At 64.9% G+C, this 17,451-nt stretch carries 23 protein-coding genes and 1 tRNA gene; 11 read left to right on the top strand and 13 right to left on the bottom strand.

Annotated elements, in window-relative coordinates:
* The first annotated feature begins 1 nt into the window (after position 1).
* Positions 2–418, top strand: a complete 417-nt coding sequence (locus QA639_RS06490) for a pyridoxamine 5'-phosphate oxidase family protein (RefSeq protein WP_050382829.1) — start codon at positions 2–4, stop codon at positions 416–418.
* Between the two features lie 27 nt (positions 419–445).
* Here the strand turns inward: QA639_RS06490 and QA639_RS06485 are convergent, their stop codons facing one another.
* The 4 genes from QA639_RS06485 to QA639_RS06470 all read right to left on the bottom strand — a co-directional run bounded on the left by QA639_RS06485 (position 446) and on the right by QA639_RS06470 (position 3,440).
* On the bottom strand, positions 446–946 hold the full coding sequence (locus tag QA639_RS06485) for a GNAT family N-acetyltransferase (RefSeq protein ID WP_283089402.1): 501 nt from the start codon (positions 944–946) through the stop codon (positions 446–448).
* A gap of 400 nt (positions 947–1,346) precedes the next feature.
* Positions 1,347–1,538, bottom strand: a complete 192-nt coding sequence (locus QA639_RS06480; protein ID WP_172646835.1) for a hypothetical protein — start codon at positions 1,536–1,538, stop codon at positions 1,347–1,349.
* Between the two features lie 138 nt (positions 1,539–1,676).
* On the bottom strand, positions 1,677–1,910 hold the full coding sequence (locus QA639_RS06475) for a hypothetical protein (RefSeq protein ID WP_157344401.1): 234 nt from the start codon (positions 1,908–1,910) through the stop codon (positions 1,677–1,679).
* A 411-nt stretch (positions 1,911–2,321) separates the two neighbouring features.
* A complete protein-coding gene (locus QA639_RS06470; RefSeq protein ID WP_283089401.1) occupies positions 2,322–3,440 on the bottom strand; it encodes an alpha/beta fold hydrolase in 1,119 nt (372 codons plus the stop codon).
* Between the two features lie 311 nt (positions 3,441–3,751).
* Here QA639_RS06470 and QA639_RS06465 point away from each other — a divergent pair, with 311 nt between their 5' ends.
* From QA639_RS06465 to QA639_RS06440, 6 genes are all read left to right on the top strand, one after another.
* The gene (locus tag QA639_RS06465) at positions 3,752–4,222 is read left to right on the top strand and encodes a nuclear transport factor 2 family protein (protein WP_050382837.1); all 471 of its coding nucleotides are present in this window, start codon (positions 3,752–3,754) and stop codon (positions 4,220–4,222) included.
* A gap of 60 nt (positions 4,223–4,282) precedes the next feature.
* A complete protein-coding gene (locus QA639_RS06460) occupies positions 4,283–4,543 on the top strand; it encodes a hypothetical protein (RefSeq protein WP_028336038.1) in 261 nt (86 codons plus the stop codon).
* Between the two features lie 280 nt (positions 4,544–4,823).
* On the top strand, positions 4,824–5,258 hold the full coding sequence (locus tag QA639_RS06455; RefSeq protein WP_028336037.1) for a nuclear transport factor 2 family protein: 435 nt from the start codon (positions 4,824–4,826) through the stop codon (positions 5,256–5,258).
* 253 nt (positions 5,259–5,511) lie between these two features.
* Positions 5,512–6,453 carry a hypothetical protein gene (locus QA639_RS06450; RefSeq protein WP_283089400.1) on the top strand — a complete coding sequence of 314 codons (942 nt, stop codon included), beginning with the start codon at positions 5,512–5,514 and terminating at the stop codon, positions 6,451–6,453.
* Positions 6,454–6,608: 155 nt separating this feature from the next.
* Complete coding sequence (locus tag QA639_RS06445) at positions 6,609–7,031, top strand: hypothetical protein (protein ID WP_016841371.1); 423 nt, start codon at positions 6,609–6,611, stop codon at positions 7,029–7,031.
* Positions 7,032–7,258: 227 nt separating this feature from the next.
* Positions 7,259–7,399, top strand: coding sequence for a hypothetical protein (locus QA639_RS06440; RefSeq protein WP_167350365.1), 141 nt, complete (start codon positions 7,259–7,261; stop codon positions 7,397–7,399).
* A 108-nt stretch (positions 7,400–7,507) separates the two neighbouring features.
* Here QA639_RS06440 and QA639_RS06435 read toward each other — a convergent pair whose 3' ends face one another.
* The 3 genes from QA639_RS06435 to QA639_RS06425 all read right to left on the bottom strand — a co-directional run bounded on the left by QA639_RS06435 (position 7,508) and on the right by QA639_RS06425 (position 8,773).
* Positions 7,508–7,651, bottom strand: a complete 144-nt coding sequence (locus QA639_RS06435; protein WP_016841369.1) for a hypothetical protein — start codon at positions 7,649–7,651, stop codon at positions 7,508–7,510.
* A 172-nt stretch (positions 7,652–7,823) separates the two neighbouring features.
* Positions 7,824–8,306, bottom strand: coding sequence for a MaoC family dehydratase (locus QA639_RS06430; protein ID WP_028336034.1), 483 nt, complete (start codon positions 8,304–8,306; stop codon positions 7,824–7,826).
* Between the two features lie 8 nt (positions 8,307–8,314).
* Positions 8,315–8,773, bottom strand: a complete 459-nt coding sequence (locus QA639_RS06425; protein WP_157344390.1) for a MaoC family dehydratase — start codon at positions 8,771–8,773, stop codon at positions 8,315–8,317.
* A gap of 319 nt (positions 8,774–9,092) precedes the next feature.
* Here QA639_RS06425 and QA639_RS06420 point away from each other — a divergent pair, with 319 nt between their 5' ends.
* Together QA639_RS06420 and QA639_RS06415 are read left to right on the top strand one after the other, a co-directional pair.
* Positions 9,093–9,389: a DUF4282 domain-containing protein gene (locus tag QA639_RS06420; RefSeq protein ID WP_026193358.1), complete on the top strand. Its 297-nt coding sequence runs from the start codon at positions 9,093–9,095 to the stop codon at positions 9,387–9,389.
* 150 nt (positions 9,390–9,539) lie between these two features.
* The gene (locus QA639_RS06415; RefSeq protein ID WP_167350368.1) at positions 9,540–9,683 is read left to right on the top strand and encodes a hypothetical protein; all 144 of its coding nucleotides are present in this window, start codon (positions 9,540–9,542) and stop codon (positions 9,681–9,683) included.
* A gap of 190 nt (positions 9,684–9,873) precedes the next feature.
* Here the strand turns inward: QA639_RS06415 and QA639_RS06410 are convergent, their stop codons facing one another.
* The gene (locus tag QA639_RS06410) at positions 9,874–10,554 is read right to left on the bottom strand and encodes a ParA family protein (protein ID WP_028336032.1); all 681 of its coding nucleotides are present in this window, start codon (positions 10,552–10,554) and stop codon (positions 9,874–9,876) included.
* Positions 10,555–10,588: 34 nt separating this feature from the next.
* On the opposite strand from QA639_RS06410, the gene QA639_RS06405 reads away from it, so the two are divergent.
* Entirely contained in the window at positions 10,589–10,723 is a 135-nt protein-coding gene (locus tag QA639_RS06405) for a hypothetical protein (RefSeq protein ID WP_283089399.1), read from the top strand.
* A 13-nt stretch (positions 10,724–10,736) separates the two neighbouring features.
* Here the strand turns inward: QA639_RS06405 and QA639_RS06400 are convergent, their stop codons facing one another.
* From QA639_RS06400 to QA639_RS06380, 5 genes are all read right to left on the bottom strand, one after another.
* Positions 10,737–11,063: a hypothetical protein gene (locus QA639_RS06400; RefSeq protein ID WP_428841141.1), complete on the bottom strand. Its 327-nt coding sequence runs from the start codon at positions 11,061–11,063 to the stop codon at positions 10,737–10,739.
* Between the two features lie 269 nt (positions 11,064–11,332).
* Positions 11,333–11,662, bottom strand: coding sequence for a hypothetical protein (locus QA639_RS06395; protein WP_283089397.1), 330 nt, complete (start codon positions 11,660–11,662; stop codon positions 11,333–11,335).
* A gap of 156 nt (positions 11,663–11,818) precedes the next feature.
* Positions 11,819–11,895 (bottom strand) — tRNA-His (locus QA639_RS06390).
* A gap of 190 nt (positions 11,896–12,085) precedes the next feature.
* Complete coding sequence (locus QA639_RS06385) at positions 12,086–12,520, bottom strand: phasin (protein WP_028336028.1); 435 nt, start codon at positions 12,518–12,520, stop codon at positions 12,086–12,088.
* A 270-nt stretch (positions 12,521–12,790) separates the two neighbouring features.
* The gene (locus tag QA639_RS06380; RefSeq protein ID WP_157344384.1) at positions 12,791–13,189 is read right to left on the bottom strand and encodes a phasin family protein; all 399 of its coding nucleotides are present in this window, start codon (positions 13,187–13,189) and stop codon (positions 12,791–12,793) included.
* 356 nt (positions 13,190–13,545) lie between these two features.
* Between QA639_RS06380 and QA639_RS06375 the strand changes: the two genes are divergently transcribed.
* Positions 13,546–17,439: a PAS domain-containing protein gene (locus tag QA639_RS06375; protein WP_283089396.1), complete on the top strand. Its 3,894-nt coding sequence runs from the start codon at positions 13,546–13,548 to the stop codon at positions 17,437–17,439.
* The last annotated feature ends 12 nt before the right edge of the window (positions 17,440–17,451 follow it).

The following is a 17,451-nucleotide window of genomic DNA, read 5'->3' as shown; positions in this document are numbered from 1 at the left end:
CATGACGCGCGCCGAGCTGCTCGCCTTCCTGCGGATGCATCGGCTCGCGGTGGTCAGCACGGTTCACGACAACGCGCCCCAGGCGGCGGTCGTCGGGATCGCGGTCAGCGACAATCTTGAGATCATCTTCGACACCCTGACCACCTCGCGCAAATACCAGAACCTCCGCGCCGATCCGCACGCGGCGCTGGTGATCGGTTGGGACGCCGAGCAGACTGCGCAGGTCGAGGGCGTCGCGGACTTCCCGAGCGGCGCGGAGCTCGCTGCGTGCAAGCAGGTGTATTTCGCGGCGTGGCCCGACGGTCCGACGCGCGAGACATGGCCGAACATCGGCTATGTGCGGATACGACCGAACTGGGCGCGGTTGAGCGATTTTGGCGCGATGCCGGCAAGGATCGAGGAAATGACGCTGCCATAGACAGCTTCATCTTCAGCCTCTCCTCGATCACGCCACGTCGAACGCCGGATGGTAGCTCACATCCCCCTTGGGCGCCTTGCCCTTCAACACCATCCGCTGAAAGTATCGGCTCGGCTTGCCGCCATAGGTCAGCCGACGATCATCGAGGAAGCCGAAGCGACGGTAGTACGCGGGATCGCCGAGCACGACGCAGCCATCGGCCCCGAGCTCCGCAAGCCGGATGAGCCCCTCGCATATCAGACTTTTGCCGTTTCCGCGCCGCTGCAGGTCGGGTGCGACCGAGACCGGGCCAAGGCCGTGCCAGCGTCCCGCTACGCCATCGATCTGCACCGGCGAGAACGCGATGTGGCCGGCGATGCTGCCGACCTCGGAGACAGCCACCAGCGAGAGCGTCAGCGCGCCAGCCGCGCGCAGCGCCTCGACGATGCGTGCTTCGGTGCCGCTGCTGTGCGGCGCTGTTGCGAATGCGGCCGCCGTGACGCGGCTGATCGCGGCGGCGTCTTCGGGGCGTTCGTCCCTGATCTGCATGCTCGCAGATAAGGCCGATCGGCAACAGCGCGCAAGGGAAGCGCAAAGCTCGGGCGGATCACATCGCGAGACTGCGGAAGTATGACGCACCGGCCGAACCACATGTTCGCTGTCGTCCCTGCGAAAGCAGGGACGACGTCCGGAGAAGCCGCGGGCTCTCGGCTCACGCACGGATGTCTCTGGAATACTGCATCACCCGCATGCACGGGTGATGACACCGAACAAGCTGTTTGACATGTGAAACGGATTCCCACCGTCGTCCCGGCGAAGGCCGGGACCCATTGCCACCAGCGGAAATTATTGCGACGGGCTGTGGCCCCAGCTTGCTTCAACGACATGGCCGGTGGTTATGGGTCCCGGCCTTCGCCGGGACGACGGCGGAATATGCCTCGCCCTGCGCCTACCCCGATCGCTTGTTGCTGGTGTTCTGGGTCAGATTGCCGTGCGCGGCCTGCTCGCGGATGTTGTGTTTCTCGTCGTCGCGATGGCCCTTGGTGGTGTCGATGGGAACGCTGGGAGTGCTGCCGGGGCCCTTGTGGCTCTTGTTGTCGTCAGGAACGGGCTGGATGGTCTTTGTCTTTGGTTTCGTCATCATCGTCTCCGTTACGCATGTAGACAACGCGGCCGGTGCGGACGGCGTTCCCGGAATGTGCTTCACGTTCACGGAGCGTTGCTTCACGTTCCCGGAACGTGGCGTCACGTGTCCGGAGATGCGGCTTCACAACTGACCCTACAGTTTCTCCTGCTGCGCGGGCTGTGACTGCGGCTGCTGCTGGCGCTGCTGTTTGGCGTGATGGCGGCCGTAGAAGCACCCGGCGGCGGCGCCGAGCATGCCGTGATGGCCGGCATAATGACCGGCGACGCCGCCGACGATCGCGCCCTTGATGCAACCCTTGCCGTCGGCGGAAGACGCTGTGGCAAGCACGCTGAGGGCAATGACTGACGCGAGAACAATCGATTTCATGATGCGGCTCCAATGCAATGCTGCCGCATCAACGGCGAAGCGGCACGGCCGGTTCCGGGAAGGCGAAGCGGTTCACCATCGGCCTCGCCGCCGGCAACCGGCGCCGTCGGATTAGCTTGTTGTCGAACGCACCGCGACAGCGAGCCGGCGCGATTTCACCGGCCGGCCCCGGAGGAGCTCAAGGCCTCATGGCCGGCGTCGGCGCCGGCTCACCGTCGCGCGGTGCGCGCTCGCATGAACTATCTGGGGACAACCAGGGCGGCGACGGCAAGCGGCATGGTGTTACTCATAAGGAACTCCTGATCGCGGATGCGTCGCCCACGCCGAACCAACAGGGCGCGCGAGCGGAGGTTTCATTAACTCGCGGACAGCTGCCGACGCACGTCCGCGAGGCGCGGCCGATTCAGCCGATCAGTTCAGTTTCTTGCCGCCGTCGGTCACGCCGTCGAGGAACACGCCGGTTTCGCGGTTGAGAAACTCGACATCCGCCGGGAAGAAACCGCCGGCCGAGGCGTGGCCGGTCACGGTGGCCGGGCTGATCGTCTTGATGGTCACGCCTCCGATGTTCTGGCCCATCTGGTTCGGCTCGAATTCGGGATTGAGCAGGTCCTTGGTGCCGGTGAGGATCAGCGTCTTCGCCTTGATCGAAGCCAGCGCCTTCGCCGTGTCGCCGCCGAACCCGGCCGTGGTGCCGACATCGTGCCGGTCATAGGCCCAGCTCTGGTAGATCCAGTCGTTGGCGTCGAACAGATTCCACAGCGCAGTCTCCTGCTCGGCCATCCAGGGCAGCACGTCGGGACCGGACTTGAACTGCGCCGCATACATGTCGGGCGTGCGCGCCGCGAGCAGCGCGACGATATCGCGGAACAGCTTGAGGCCCTTCTCCGGCGGCGCCTCGTAATTGCCGTCCTTCCACGCCGGATCGTTCATGATCGCCTTGCGCGAGGCCTCCATCACCGCGACCGACCAGGCCGGCGTCTTCGCAAGCGGCACCATCGCAACCAGCGCGTCCATGAAGTCCGGATGGCTGACGCCCCATTGCAGCGCCTGCATGCCGCCCATCGAGGGGCCGACCACGGCGACGACATGGTCGATGCCGAGCTTCTCCTTCATCAGCCGGTACTGCGATTCCACCATGTCGCGGATCGCGAATTTCGGGAACTGCATCCGCGGCTGCGCCTTCGAATTGCTCGGCGATGTGGTCAGGCCGTTACCGATCGCATCGGTGCAGACGATGAAGTACTTGTCGGGGTCAAGCGCCTTGCCGGGGCCGATCATGAAATCGAGCCGGTGATGATTGCCCGAGATCGCGGTCACCATCAGGATGGCGTTCGACTTATTCGCGTTCAGCGTGCCGTGGGTGACGTAGGAGATCGAGAAATCCTTGATCGCCTCGCCGCTCTCGAGCTTGAGGTCGCCTTCATTGTAGAGCTGGTGGGCAGGCTGCTGCGGTGTGTGTGCGAAGGCGGGCGGGATCGCCGGGCATGCCAGCAGCGACAGGATCGCGGCGAAGTGGGTGATGCGCTTCATTGGTCTCCCCCCATCGAGGCGGCTCTGTTCGGCCGCCTTCCGCCGCGAAGCATACGGACCGGCGGTGCCGCGGCAAGGCCGCGGGCGCGATGATTTAAGCGGCGCGGGCACGGAATAAACCGCCGGCAGCACCGCGACGGCAGCCGTCGTCGCATTGCGCGAACCGGTGCGCCGCATGCATTTTGTGCCACAATGCACGCGCTGGTTGCCGAACCTAATCGCGTCTCGCGCGTCAAACATATGTTGTTTGATTGTGGAATGCTCCGGTTCACAATGCCGGGCCAGAGCGAGTCGCACCGGCGGAGTCGATCATGGGCGAGGATTTGAACCGGCAGCGCGTCTTGAACTTCCTCGACGTCTATTATGCCGGCGGCATCGAGGGCGCGCTCGATCGCTGTAGCGACGACGTCGCGTTTCTCGCCAACGCCCCGATCGACATTCTTCCGCATATGGGTCAGCACCGCGGCAAGGCCGCGCTGCGCCAGATGTGGACCACGATCCACGAGCGCTATTCCGACATGCGCTACGAGGCGCCGATCGTGGTGACCCAGGGCGACAGGGTCGCCGCGCAGCTGCGCGTGTTCCTCCGCAAGCGCAACAACGCTCGCGTGGTGCAGTTCGACGTCGCGGTGTTCTACACGCTGCGCGACGGCAAGATCACCGAGATCCGCGAGATCATCGACACCTTCGATCTCGTCCAGCAGGTGCTGGAGCGCGACGTCGCGGCGGCGCTGACCGGGCACGACGACATCGTGCAGGCAAATTCGCAACGCCGGCGTTGAACCTCGACGGCCCGGCGCTGACTTATTACCGGGCTTGTTGCGGTCGGGGCTGAAATCACCATGAAAATCGCATTGCTCGCTGTGCTTGGCTTGGCGCTGGGCGCCCTTGGCGGCGCCGCCTTCGGCATCGGAGCCGGGCTTAGCTGGATCGGATTGGCCAGAACCTCGGGTATCGACAGCGGAACCCTGGTGTTTTTCACCTTCATGCCGCTCGGCGCCGCGATCGGCGGCATCGGCGGCGCGCTGCTGTTCGCGGTGGTGGCGATCCGCGACGCCGAGATCGTGATCGAGCGGCAACCGGTGCGGCAGCGCGACCGCTGAATTGCGGCGATCGGTTTTCGCGCGAAGCCTGCCCCGCACGTGATGCGGGGTGGATGCCGGCTCGCATCAAAGAAGCGCGTCAGAACCAGAATCCAGAGGTCGGCGGTCACATTCCGGTAAAATTCCGCGCAATTGTGCATTGCAAAAAAGTCATTTGCGTTTTTGCCGTCCCGCACTATTTCAGGCCGCAATAGCGATGTGCAGCAACCTGGCAAGGCGTCGGCGCTGATCCCCTGCCATCCGTTTGCGTTTGAAAATCCAGTTTCAGGACAAGACCAAAATGACAGAGCACAGTCTCTGGCGTTTTTCGCGCGCATTGCATCGCGCGATCAACGAACGCCAGCTTGCAGATATCGAGCCGCTACTCGACGACGAGGTCGAATGGTCCATCTATGGGCCGATCGACCTGTTTTCCTTTTTCGGCGCGCGCCGCGGCAAGGCCGCGGTGCTCGAGGTGATCCGGCAGATCGGCGAGAACCTCAGGGTTCACCGTTTCGATCGCGAGTCGATCATGCTCGGCGTGGATTCCGCAGCCTCGATGCTGCGCTATTCGCTGACGGCACTCGACTCCAACAAGCCGATCTCGCTCCGGATCGCGCATTTCGCGCAGTTCAGGGCCGGCAAGCTGACGAGCTTCCGCGTGCTGGTCGACAGTTTCGACCTCGTCGAGCAGACCGTCGGCTACCCGATCCATCTGCCGCGCATCGCGGTCTGACGGCTTTTCGATTTCACGCCTTCGTCACGTCCGGGGCGCTAAAGCGCGAAGCGCGTTCGCGTTCAGGCGCCCCGGCAGCGGCGGCCTGTTTTGCCAGCCCCGAACGGCCGCGCTCGGGACGCGCCGCGCGAACGCGCTGCGCGTTTGTCCCGGACATCACGATCACGCGTTGATCACTTGCTTTCAGAGCGCCGATGCCACAATTTTGCGCCACGGCAACGCATGCTGCGGCTCTGGAATTTGCGGGCTGGGAATGACTTTCATATTACGATTTGGCTGGGCAAGGCTGCCGGTGCTGGCGGCCGGCTTCAGCCTGGCGATGGCGCTGTCGGCCGCCGCGCAAACCCCGCCGTGGCAGATCGCTCCCGCCGCCCAGGATACCGCAGCTGATAACACCGAGGCTGCGGCCGACGGGGAGCCGCCGGCGGCCAATGCCAATGACGCCGACATCCTGAAGGACATCGACGAGAGCAAGCTCGACTGGAGCCAGCTCGACACCGATTCCACCAGCCTGCCCACGCTGGCGCCGAAGCGTGCGGCGCGGCCCGCCAGCGGCGCCGGCAACGATCCATCCTGGTCGACCAACAACAACGCCAACGGCTCGTCGGCGGTGTCTGTCAAGCAGTCGATCACGCCATTCCTCGATACCCGCATCGGCGCCGACATGACGGTCGCAAGGCAAGGCACGATGACGACGTCGGAGCAATTGTCGGAGCGGCTCGCCAATGGCGGCAGCCTGCCGCAGTCCGGCGGCTCGGCCTGGGCCGCGATTTCGACCGGCGGCGTGGCCTCGATCTGGGACAAGACCTCGGTCGAGGCGCGCCTCGATCCCGCCGCCGACCAGAGCAAGGTCGGCACCTCCCTGAGCAAGTCGGTGCCGCTGTCGGAGCAATATTCGCTGACGCTGCAGAACGGCTACAACCTCATCCAGCAGGGCGTGGTCCCGGTGCCCGGCATCATCAGCCACCCCTCGCGCAGCTACGACACCGATCAGTCGGCGAGCCTGTCCGTTAACGATACCGGCACCAGCATCACGGCAGGCCAGACGCTGTCGACCTCCGACGACAGATGGCTGCGCAGGATCGGCGCCGAGCAGAAGCTGTTCGACGGCGTCACCGTCTCCGGCTCGGTCGGCGAGACCTCCCAGGGCGCCACCAACAAGAGCATCAGCGCCGGCTACAAGCGCTCATGGTGAACGGTCTGTTAGCTCTATCGCGCTAAATGATCAGGCATTGCCGCAACTTGGCCCAGATGCGGTCAAATTCGGCGGCACTGATAGGTCCGTAACTTCATCAATTCGTCGTGCGGGGGACAAGCCGCGCTTCGCCATTGCGAACAAGGGGAAAGCCGATGAACGCCACCAACCGTACCGAGGAAGCCGAAGTCGAAACGACGTCCGAGGTCGACACCAACCTCGCCGCCGTCTCGGAAGTCGAAGCCGGCATCCGCGACTTCGTGCGCAACGATATCGCCTATCTGCGCCGCCCGGTGGCGAGCCCGGAGACCGCGCCGACCGACACCAACACCGATGCCACCGTCAGCAACGTCAACTCGCTGATCCAGCGCGTCGCCGGCACCTCGCTCGCCGAGATCGAGAAGCTGATCGGCGAGCTCGAGAGCCTGCGTGACCTGCTGCATGCCGAGGGCCAGCGCGTCCAGCGCGAGATCTCCGGCTATGCCCAGCTCAGCCAGGCCGCGATGAAGTCGACGCGCATGATCGCCGACAACGTCTCGCAGTGGAAGCGCGCCGCCGACGGCCTGCGCAACAGCTGATACAGCTCAGTTTCCCAAACTGATCGCCGCCGCCTCCTGAACAGGGGGCGGCGGCTTCGCTTTGCGGCCGGATTCAGCGCAGAACGATTCGTTATTCAGCGCGGTGTAAACTCCGCGACGTCAATTTTTGCAAGAAGCCGATTTGAACGTCGGATGTCGAGCCCGCGTCCAATCCGGAATTCGCGTCCGGACCGCGCCCTGCCGGGCATCCATTTGGAGACGAAGTCATGCAGAGCGTCCGGCCGGATAACGCCGCCGATCCGATTCCGCTGCGCCAGCCGCAGCAGGGCATCGGCACGATCATGATCCGCTTCATCGGCATATTGGCGGCCGCGACGGTCGTGATGGTGCTGATCTGGAATCGTTAGACTGAAGCTTGGAAGAAATGTGACGCAGCCTGCCGACAGATCACATTGAAAAGCGCAATGCACGCCACCTGCGCTCCCTCGAGCGCCGGCGCAGTTACAGACGGTCAATCAGCGGTCGATGCTCGCGGTGGTCTCGAAGGAATAATTGCCGTCGGCAAAGCCCTTCACGACCATTCCGGTGGCCAGCATCACCACAACCGTTACCGTCGCGAAGATAATGCCGACGAGTTTCAGCGCGCTGCGATCTGCCATGGTATCCCCAGTCATTCTTGCCAGATGTCCGTGCCCTCAAACCATAAGGCAGGGACAAAGGTTCAGAATGCGTTAGCAAAAACTGAGTTCCACGCAACGCACAACTGCGTCGGCAGCAGAAGTCATTCGCTAACCATGGCGTCCGGGCAACATCAGAGGCGCGCGGGCAACATCAGGAACCGGGATTCCGCCGCGGCACGAAAGCGGTGGCGAGGAACGAGAACACCACCTCATTGCGCTGATTGACGCCGGTGTTGCGGGCCTGAAGGATGCCCCATTCGGGCCGCTTTTCGGACGTGCGCTTGGTCTCGACCTGGTTGGTGAAGCTGACGGTATCGCCTGCCAGCACCGGGCGGATCCAGCGCAGTTCGCGGAAGCCAGGCGAGGGTCCCCAGACCGCGACCTGTTCGCCGCGCGCGGCGGCTTCCGCGGCGAGCCGCTTGCCGTCGGCGACGAGCAGCTTCATGCAGACGCTGGCGACATGCCAGCCCGATGCGGCGAGCCCGCCGAACAGCGAGTTGCGCCCCTCCTCCTCGTCGAGATGGAAGCGCTGCGGATCGAACTGCGCGGCGAACCGCTTGATGTCCTCGGGCGTGAAGGTGAAGGAGCCGAACTCGCGCCGCGCGCCGATCTCGATATCTTCAAAAAAGCGCATGGCCTCTCCTATGCGCTCGCGCCGTCGCGGCGGCTGATGATGATCGGCGACTCCATCTCGCACAGCATCTCGCCGCGCGCGTTGCGGATGGTGCCCTTGAAGGTGACGATGCCGGTTTCGGGCCGGCTCTTCGAGACGCGCGCCTCGACGACGTCGACATCCAGCGTCAAATCGTCGCCCGGACGCAGCGGCGCCACCCAGCGCATCTCGTTGACCCCGGGCGAACCGAGCGAGGCGGTGCGGCCGATGAAGCCGTCGAACAGCATCCGCATCATCAGCGAGCCGAGATGCCAGCCCGAGCCCGACAGGCCGCGCAGCATGGATTTCTTCGCCGCCTCCTCGTCGAGATGCATCGGCTGCGGGTCGAATTCGGCGGCAAAGGCGAGGATTTCCTCGCGTGAAACATGGCGCGGGCCGAACGTGCCGAAGCGGCCGGGCTTGAAGTCTTCGAAGGTCAGCGTGGTCATTGGGTGAGGATATGCCGGAGGGAAGCCCGATTGTGGCCGTTATTTGCGGCAATCACAACCGGCCCACTCGCATAGCTCGCCCCTGGACTGCCGGCGCCCGGTCCGGGGCTCGCTCCAGGCGAGATGGTTTGGGGTTCTGCGGTATCGATCCCTCTGGTCGCGGAGGCGCTGTGGCGCCGCCCGAACCATTGGCCCGGCGAAAGGCCTCGTCCCGACGGACGCCTGCGGCGCAGGCTCCCGGGATGAAGTGATCACGCCGGCGGTCACGCAGTAGGATGAACGAGACGCGAATCATATTCGGCTGGCCGGGAGAACCATGATGTTCGATTTCCAGGATCTGTTTCAGTGGGACCGCTTCATCACGCCCACGATCATCAAGACGTTCTACTGGCTGGTGATCGCGGTCATCGTGCTGTTCGGGATCTCTGGCATCCTGTGGAGCCTCACCGCGATGGCGATCAGCCCGTTCGTCGGATTCATCCAGTTGCTCGCGTCGATCGCCAGCGTCTTCGTCGGCATCGTGTTCTCGCGCATCGCCGCCGAGTTCATCCTAATCGTATTCCGGATCAACGAGCATCTCGGCGCGATCCGCGACCGGGACGGCGCAATGCGCTGAGGCTTTCGGTCCGGCCAAACCGACCGACCGGCGGGGCCGTGGTTAATCCGAAGTAGCGCCCGCGCGCAAATGCCAGCGAAATTCCAACCGGGATTTTAAAACCGCTCGCGTATCAGCCTTCCGCATTGCCAAGACCAACGCGGGGGCGTCGTGAATTCCAGGAATTTTGTTGCCGTGAGGCCGGGTGTCGAGCCGGGCTTTACGACCGAGGATATTTTATGGGCTGTCGGCATCTGGTCGGTGATCCTGACCCTGGCGCCGGTGATCGTGTTTTATTTGCTGATGGTGGCGTGAGGGCTGCCGCCGAATTTGTCATTCCGGGATGGTGCGAAGCACCAGACCGCAGATGCGCAATTGCGCATCGGGGGATCTCGAGATTCCGGGTTCGACGCTCACGCATCGCCCCGGAATGACTGCAATATCTCGACGACAAAAAACGCGCGGGTGCCGCGCGTTCTTTCCATTTCGAACGTAAGCGGCGTTGTTACGCCGCCTGCTTGTGCATCGTACCGGACGCCGACGCCGTGCCGCGGATCGCCTTGATCGAGCGTTCGATCGCGGCCCACAGTCGATTGATCTCGGCGGCAGCGCGGCCTTCGGCATAATATTCGCGGGCGCCTTCGCCCTGGCCGAGCGCCATCAGAAGATCGGCGCGGTTGGTGATCTGGCCGCTCCACACCGGTGCGCGGAATTTCGCCAGCGCCTCGCGCGCGATCGCGACGATGCGGCTTTCGGCGCCGTCACGCTGCGCGGGCGCGCCGTTGATCACGACGGCATAGGGCTTGCGCATCGAGCGGCAGGTCTGGATGGTTTCCTGCACGGCGTTGACGTCGAACACGCCGGGCCGCGCCGGAATAATCACCATCGTGGCGTTCTTGATGGAGTCGTCGACCACGGCCGAGAGGTTCGGCGGCGTGTCGATGAACACCCACTCGATGCCGTCACGCTTGGCCTGGGCAATGATCCCGCTGACCGAGTTCACTGCCGTCTTGATCGCCGGCTCGTTGGTGCCGCGTAGTTTATGCCAGAGAGTCAGCGAGCCCTGCGGATCGGCGTCGATCAGCAGACAGGGCTTCGTTGCCTTGTGCACTTGCGCGGCGAGGTGAGCAGCCAGGGTACTTTTTCCCGAGCCCCCCTTACGCGAAGCGAAAACAATCACGTTCATACGTTGGCCTCCAGATTGACCCCAGGAGGCGAAAATGAATCAGCACGCTGATTCGCGAAAGAAAAAATTTCTTGCAATCCGCAATGTGGCCAAGATTACCGGCGCGTTTTGCTTTTTGAGTCACACCGAACTTATGACGCAACCGCAAATGGAAGCGCTAAGCGTTTGATATGACTCAGTGCCTAGCGTTTTCCGGCAGCTTTCGCGCGCTCGCGCTCGGTCCACTTGCGCTCGATCCAGCCGAGCAATTGCGCGGTGGGTTTCTGCAGGAACGGAACGTCCTGCGCGAACAAAAGGAGTCCGAGCGGCAGCATCCAGAGCCCAAGCACCGGCAAGAAGCTGAAGATGCCGCCGATGATCAGGAGGATCGCGAGCGGAATCCGCACATAGCGTGACGACGGCTTGCGCAGCCACGCGACGAAGCGCGCCGGCTTTTGCGGCAGCTTGGCTTCGAACCAGGCGAAGTGCCGATCGATCTCTTGCTTGTAGTATTCGCTCACGCGTCCCACTCCATCCGTTCCACAGGCGGAACAGATTTGGCAAACCACACAAGCCCCACAGATGATGCTGCGTGACAGCGTCACAAGGCGTCAGTCTGTCGCGCATGACCGACTTGAAATCGCAGCCAGACGATCTAACAGCAGAAAAGTGCGAAGAGGTTCTCCGAAAAGATCATGCTCAAACAATGAGCTGAAGCGCATTTTCGCGCGAAGCGCACGATTGCGCGACGACACGCGTCAAGCTGGTGACCCCTCGCCTGCGCGCGATGCGAACCAGGTCAGTGCGCCGGCTTCTTCGCCTTGTGCGATTTGAAGACCTTCCGCTTGGCAGGCCGCCGCTCCACGCGCTCGCTCGCCTCGCGCGGCTCGGGACCTGCGCGGAAGAATACGCGGCAGGCCGGCGACAGCTGCGCCTTGTTCCTGATCATGCAGGCCGTGATGCGATCGACGTCGGGAATCTCGGGGCTGCAAAGCCGGAACGCGTCGGGCGTACAGGCCTGCTGCTGGTCCGGCGTGTAGGCCTCGCTTCGGCCCGGCAGCAGCAGCGCTGCAAGGGCGAGCCCTGATATCAACGCAAACGAAAAACTCCTTGAACCGGCGATCCCCATGCATCCCCCCAAAGGTGTCACTAGGCGTCGTTAAGGCGTCGTGTCAGTCAGTTTGGGTGACGGGACAGAGAAGTGCAAGCGGACGCGATGACACGCCGGGCGATAAGGGCGAGCGACCTTGCGATCATCCGATGTAGCTCTGAGTGATCTTGCGGATGGTACAGTTGGGTGGGCTCGAACCACCGACCTCCTGTTCCACAGACAGGCGCTCTAACCAACTGAGCTACAACTGCATCCTGACGCGCGGCCCGCTCAAGCGGGGCGGCGATTTCGGGCGGAAACTAGGTGCAACGCCGCGCTTTGGCAAGGCCGTAACGCGCCGATTTCCGCTGTTATGTCGGGCCGCTTGACGGGCCCCTGGCCAGCAAAAAGGCCCGGACCGCTTCGGCCCGGGCCTTTCGCTGGTCTCCCAAACGGCAGCGATCAGGCGGCCGGCTTGTAGAACTTCGAGGCGCTGGCCTTGATCGGCTCGGCGGTCTCGCTGGCGACCTTCTGGCCGAGTTCGGCCAGTTCCTTGGCCTGCGCGGTGTAGGTCTCGAACTGCTTGCGGGCGTGCGACGTCCACAGCTCGACCGCTTCGGTCGGCGACTTCACGCTGAACAGCTCCTGGGCGAAGTCGAGCGAGGAGGTGGTGTTGGCCTTAAAGAACTCGATCAGCTTGGCCGAATACTCGCTGGCGCCCTTGCTCACCGAGGTGAACACGGCCTCGACCGTCGAGTTGTGGGTTTCGGCAGCATCCTTGAACTTGGCGTAGCTGTCGCGGGCCTGCAGAACGCCCTTCTCGGCGAACGCGCGCATCTGCTCGGGAACTTCAAACGGAATGATCGAGGCGGAAAACGGATCGGACGGGTTGGTCATACGTGTAATCCTTCGCAACGGGTGAGTAGATGTGACCATTGCGGACGTCCCGGAGCCCATCAGGCCGGGAGCGCTGAAATGGATCACGCTGCCTTGATTCACGGGAGTGCCCTTCGTCGGGCGCGCCTAATAAACACCCATATCATGTCAATTTTGTGCAACGCAACGTACGATCGCGTGCGACGCCACATTTTTTATGCGACGGAATATAGATTACCGCGGCCGACCGAGGCTGAACGCCCCCGGGTCGGCCGCGGCCAATGCGCCTCGTCAGTTCTTCGGCTTGACCGCGTCCATCGCGGCGCGGCTGACGGCCTGGCCCATTTCGCTGGCCTGCTCGGCCAGCGAGCGCATCTGGCCCTGCACATATTCGCTGTGCAGCCGCATCACCTCGCTGAGGTCCTTGGCCTTGAGCAGCGCCTCGGCATAATCCAGCGACGACTGCACGTTCTTTTCGGCATAGGACAGAGCCTTGGCGGAAAGATCCTTGGCGCCGGCGCGCATCTCGGCGTTGCGCTCCTCGATCTTGCCGGCGGTGTCCTTGGCGTTGGTCACGAATTGCTCGAACGCCTTGCGCGCCTGATCAAAACTGGCCTCCGCCATCGACCGCATATCCTTGGGAATTTCGAACTTGGGGATCTCGAAATGGTCACGCCCGTTATCGCTCATGGTCGCTCTCCCTCACTTGCTGATCGGCCCGCCGCTTGGCCCTGCGGGCCCAGGGCAAGATAGACGGCAGAATATATATCGTGGCACTGCAATCGCACGTGTGACGCGGCGCCGCCTGGTTCCGCATCGCGCGGCTCGCAGCAACCTCGCTTTGCCCGACAACGCCAAACGGCTGTGGATCGTTCAGCCAAGTTAACGTTATCCCGGCTTTGGCGGGGGCAGTTTCGCTGCGGACATGGACCTGCCGTCCCCCAGTTGCGATACTAACCTTCTGTTAAGGCTGTCGTCCTGCGGCTGCCGGGCCTTCGGCTGAGCTTAAGGAAGAAAGCCAAACCCATGCGGTCAAATCTTGCGTGATGAGTGACGCGGAATTCCAGATCCAGGCGCTCGGCGATGTCAGGCTGGCGGATCATGCGACGGGCGCCCTGCCGGCATGGCTGTGGGCGGCCGACGGCGGGCGGATTCTCTGGGCCAATCAGGTCGGCGCGCAGGTATTCGGTGCCGCCAACAGCGCCGAGCTGGCGAAGCGCGGCTTCGGCCCGGCCGATCCGCACCGCCGCCAGGTCGCGCGGCTCGGCCACAGCCTGAACGCCAATGGCGCGGTCCGGCTGGAGCGCCTGCGCGGCTTCGGCGCAGCGCCCGGCATGCTCGCGACCTGCGGCTGCGCCCGGATCGACCTGCCGGACGGCAGCCACGGCATCCTGATGACCGCGCTCAACGCGACCGGCCGCGGCATGTCGCTCGCGGAACGCCTGCAGCGGCTGCTGCAGGGCTTGCCGCGTCCGGCCGCCGCCTTCACCAGCGACGGACTTTTAGTCGCAACCAATGAGGCGGCGCGTGCGCTGCCCGGCCTGCACGACCTCACCGAAGCCGGTCTCGATGCCGCGCGCGACGAAGCGCTGGCGCAGGGCCGCGCGGCGGCGAGCGTTGCGATCGGCCGCGTCGTGCTGCAGCGGATCGGCCACGGCGCCGATCGCGCGCTGGTTGCGTTGATCAAGCCGGCGCCGCATCTCGCCGCGAGGCCGGCCCCGATCGTGCCCGAGCCGGTTGAGCCGGAGACGCCGGCGCCCGAAGCACAGGCTCCCGCAGCGCCAGCGCAGCAAGAGGCCATGGCCGTGGAGCCGCCGCCAGCACCTGCAGTTGTTGAACAAGCCGTTGCGCATGACGAAGCGCACGCGACGGCCGGCGCAGCACCGATCGCCTTCACACTGTTCGACGCGCTGGATCCGCAGTTGGAAGAGCGCGTCACAATCGAGCCGATCGTCAGCGCGGCCAAATCCGAACCTGAGAATGCTGCTCCATCTGCCGCGACAGCGGAGGCGGCGCAGGTAGAGGCGCCCGTCGAGACCGCAGCTCTCGACACCACGCAAGACGAAACACCTGCCGCCGAGGAACCTCTGTCGGAAGCACTGATCGAAGTGCCGGACGGCGCGCAGGTCGAAGAGCCTACGCCTCTTGCCCCGCCACTTGCGTCGGCAGAACTCACGCATTCAGAGCCGACGTCCGTCGAGACTGCACCTCTCGACACCACGCCCGACGAAAGCCCCGCCGTCGAGGAGCCGCTGTCGGAAGCGCTGATCGAAGTGCCCACGGAGACGCACGCCGAAGAGCCCGTGCCGGAGTCCGCGCCTGATCTCGCAGAGACGGCCAACACGCGGGAAACATCAGCGCCGCCGGCCGATCCCGCCCCCTCGCCTTATGCGATCGCTGACACGCCTGCGCCTGTCGCCGAACCGGAGCCCGCGACATTGGCGCCGGTGCCACCGCCATCCTGGCTCGACGAGCCGTTGCCGGTGCGGCGGCATCCGCTGCGCTTCATGTGGCAGATGGACCATGAGGCCCGCTTCTCGCTTGGCTCCGATGAATTCACCCGCCTGATCGGCCTGCACACCGCGGCGGGCTTCGGCCGGCTGTGGAGCGACATCGCCGAGAGTTTTGGCCTCGATCCCGAGGGCCGCGTCATGCAGGCGTTCGCCAGCCACGACACCTGGAGCGGCATCACGCTGCACTGGCCGGTCGACGGCGGCGGCCGGCTGCCGGTCGAACTGTCCGGCCTGCCGGTGTTCGATCGTGCCAGGAATTTCGCCGGCTACCGCGGCTTTGGTGTGTGTCGCGACCTCGACGGGCTTGCGCGACTCGCCGCATTGCGCCGCTATGAGTTCTTCAGCGGCACGGTCGCGCCGCAATCGCTGTCGGCCGATGTCGCACCGGCGCCGCGCACCGTTGCGCCGCCCGGGCCCGCCGCGCCACAGGACAATCCTCCGCCGCACGCGGAGCCGCCGCCCGACACGACCGCCATATCACCACCCGAGGAATTGACCGAGCCGACAGCCGCAGAAACTTCACACCGAGCCGATCCGGATCACGCCGTGGAAACGCACGAGGAAACGCACGAAGTGCGTCACGACCCGCCACCGAATGTGGTGCCGTTCCGTCCCGGCGGCGACACCCGGCCGCCGTCGCTGACGCCGGTCGAGAACAACGCTTTCAACGAGCTCGCCCGTCAATTGTCGGCGCGGCTCGAGAACGAGGCCGGCCTCGCCGCGACCACGAACGACAGCGTGCCGGCCGAGCCGGTCGCCGAAGCGCCGCCCGCAAGCGAACCGCCGCAGCAAGCAGAGGCGCCAGCGCAAGAGGCGGTCGCGCAGCTGGAGGCGCCGGCGGAAACACCAAAGGCCAGTTGGCTGGCTGCGGCGGAGCCGGCGCCGCGCGCCGACTCCCGGCGCGACCGCGCGCTGCTCGATCTGTTGCCGGTCGGCATCCTGATCTACCGTCTCGACCGCCTGCTCTATGCCAACCACGCCTTCCTCTCGCGCATGGGCCATGACAGCCTGCACGCGCTGGAAGCCGCCGGCGGCCTCGACGCGCTCTATGTCGAGCCCGGCGTCTCGCAGGCGAGCAGCACGTCGGGCACCGGCACGCCGGTGACGATCTCCGCGAACCAGAGCACCGAGCACGGCGCGCAGTCGGTGTCCGCGGAGGCGCGGCTGCACACCATCACCTGGGACGACGATTCCGCGCTGGCGCTGATCTTCTCGCGCACGCTGGACGAGGATGCCGCGATCGCCGCCGCATTGTCCGAGCCGGAGCCTGCGGCCGCCGCCGAGCCGCTGCTTGCGCCGGCTGAGCCGCAGGCCGGCCACGCCGACGCCGAGGAGCTCGGCGCGATCCTCGACACCGCGGCCGAAGGCATCATCATGTTCGATGGCGACGGCAACATCCATTCCTGCAACCGCAGCGCGGAGGCGCTGTTCGGCTATGACGGCGACGAGTTCGTCACCCGCAAGCTCGCCGATCTGTTCGCGCCGGAAAGCCAGCACGGCATCTTCGACTATCTTGCCAGCCTGAAATCGGCCGGCGTCGCCAGCCTGCTCGACCATGGCCGCGAGACGCTCGGGCGCGTCCGCCAGGGCGGCATCATCCCGCTGTCGGTGACGATGGGCCGCACCCGCGCCGACGGGCCGAACTTCTTCGCGGTGTTCCGCGATCTGTCGCAGACCAGGAAGAGCGAGGGCGAATTGCGCGAGGCGCGGCGGCTCGTCGAACGCGCCGCCAACGCCAAGTCCGACATGCTGGCGCGGATCAGCCACGAGCTGCGCACGCCGCTCAACGCCATCATCGGCTTCGCCGAGGTGATGATCGGCGAGCGCTTCGGCGCGCTCGGCAACGAGCGCTATGTCGAATACATGAAGGACATCCGCGCCTCCGGCGAGCGGGTGATCGCGATCGTCAACGATTTGCTCGACCTCTCGCGGATCGAGACCGGCAAGCTCGACCTCGCTTTCGCCAGCCAGAATCTCAACGAGATGGTGGAGAGCTGCGTCGCTGTGATGCAGCCGCAGGCCAACCGCGAACGCATCATCATCCGCACCTCTCTGGCCCACACGCTGCCGCCTGTGGTCGCTGACGCCCGCGCGCTGCGCCAGATCACGCTGAACCTGATCGGCAACTCGATCCATCTCGCCAATGCCGGCGGCCAGGTGATCGTCTCGACCGCGCTGTCGGATTTCGGCGAGGTGATGCTGCGCGTGCGCGACACCGGACAGAGCCTCAACGACAACGAGGTCGCCGCGGCGCTGGAGCCGTTCCGCGCCCCGACGCCTTCCGATCAGGCCGGCTCCGGCGGCGTCAGCCTGTCGCTGACCAAGGCGCTGGTCGAAGCCAATCGCGCCAAATTCCACATCAGGACTGGCGGCCGCACCGGCACGCTGATCGAGGTGACCTTCGCCCACGCCGCAGCGCGGGCGTGAGCAGCGATCTGC

Origin of the sequence: Bradyrhizobium pachyrhizi (assembly GCF_029714545.1) — a bacterium.
Lineage (GTDB): Bacteria > Pseudomonadota > Alphaproteobacteria > Rhizobiales > Xanthobacteraceae > Bradyrhizobium > Bradyrhizobium pachyrhizi.
Note: the sequence above shows the minus strand (reverse complement) of the source record. Positions and strands in the feature narration are given on the sequence as shown.

Coding starts and splice junctions, on each gene's coding strand:
- QA639_RS06490 (WP_050382829.1), top strand. CDS start 2: ATGACGCGCGCCGAGCTGCTCGCCTTCCTGCGGATGCATCGGCTCGCG.
- QA639_RS06485 (WP_283089402.1), bottom strand. CDS start 946: ATGCAGATCAGGGACGAACGCCCCGAAGACGCCGCCGCGATCAGCCGC.
- QA639_RS06480 (WP_172646835.1), bottom strand. CDS start 1,538: ATGACGAAACCAAAGACAAAGACCATCCAGCCCGTTCCTGACGACAAC.
- QA639_RS06475 (WP_157344401.1), bottom strand. CDS start 1,910: ATGAAATCGATTGTTCTCGCGTCAGTCATTGCCCTCAGCGTGCTTGCC.
- QA639_RS06470 (WP_283089401.1), bottom strand. CDS start 3,440: ATGAAGCGCATCACCCACTTCGCCGCGATCCTGTCGCTGCTGGCATGC.
- QA639_RS06465 (WP_050382837.1), top strand. CDS start 3,752: ATGGGCGAGGATTTGAACCGGCAGCGCGTCTTGAACTTCCTCGACGTC.
- QA639_RS06460 (WP_028336038.1), top strand. CDS start 4,283: ATGAAAATCGCATTGCTCGCTGTGCTTGGCTTGGCGCTGGGCGCCCTT.
- QA639_RS06455 (WP_028336037.1), top strand. CDS start 4,824: ATGACAGAGCACAGTCTCTGGCGTTTTTCGCGCGCATTGCATCGCGCG.
- QA639_RS06450 (WP_283089400.1), top strand. CDS start 5,512: ATGACTTTCATATTACGATTTGGCTGGGCAAGGCTGCCGGTGCTGGCG.
- QA639_RS06445 (WP_016841371.1), top strand. CDS start 6,609: ATGAACGCCACCAACCGTACCGAGGAAGCCGAAGTCGAAACGACGTCC.
- QA639_RS06440 (WP_167350365.1), top strand. CDS start 7,259: ATGCAGAGCGTCCGGCCGGATAACGCCGCCGATCCGATTCCGCTGCGC.
- QA639_RS06435 (WP_016841369.1), bottom strand. CDS start 7,651: ATGGCAGATCGCAGCGCGCTGAAACTCGTCGGCATTATCTTCGCGACG.
- QA639_RS06430 (WP_028336034.1), bottom strand. CDS start 8,306: ATGCGCTTTTTTGAAGATATCGAGATCGGCGCGCGGCGCGAGTTCGGC.
- QA639_RS06425 (WP_157344390.1), bottom strand. CDS start 8,773: ATGACCACGCTGACCTTCGAAGACTTCAAGCCCGGCCGCTTCGGCACG.
- QA639_RS06420 (WP_026193358.1), top strand. CDS start 9,093: ATGTTCGATTTCCAGGATCTGTTTCAGTGGGACCGCTTCATCACGCCC.
- QA639_RS06410 (WP_028336032.1), bottom strand. CDS start 10,554: ATGAACGTGATTGTTTTCGCTTCGCGTAAGGGGGGCTCGGGAAAAAGT.
- QA639_RS06405 (WP_283089399.1), top strand. CDS start 10,589: ATGAATCAGCACGCTGATTCGCGAAAGAAAAAATTTCTTGCAATCCGC.
- QA639_RS06395 (WP_283089397.1), bottom strand. CDS start 11,662: ATGGGGATCGCCGGTTCAAGGAGTTTTTCGTTTGCGTTGATATCAGGG.
- QA639_RS06385 (WP_028336028.1), bottom strand. CDS start 12,520: ATGACCAACCCGTCCGATCCGTTTTCCGCCTCGATCATTCCGTTTGAA.
- QA639_RS06380 (WP_157344384.1), bottom strand. CDS start 13,189: ATGAGCGATAACGGGCGTGACCATTTCGAGATCCCCAAGTTCGAAATT.
- QA639_RS06375 (WP_283089396.1), top strand. CDS start 13,546: ATGAGTGACGCGGAATTCCAGATCCAGGCGCTCGGCGATGTCAGGCTG.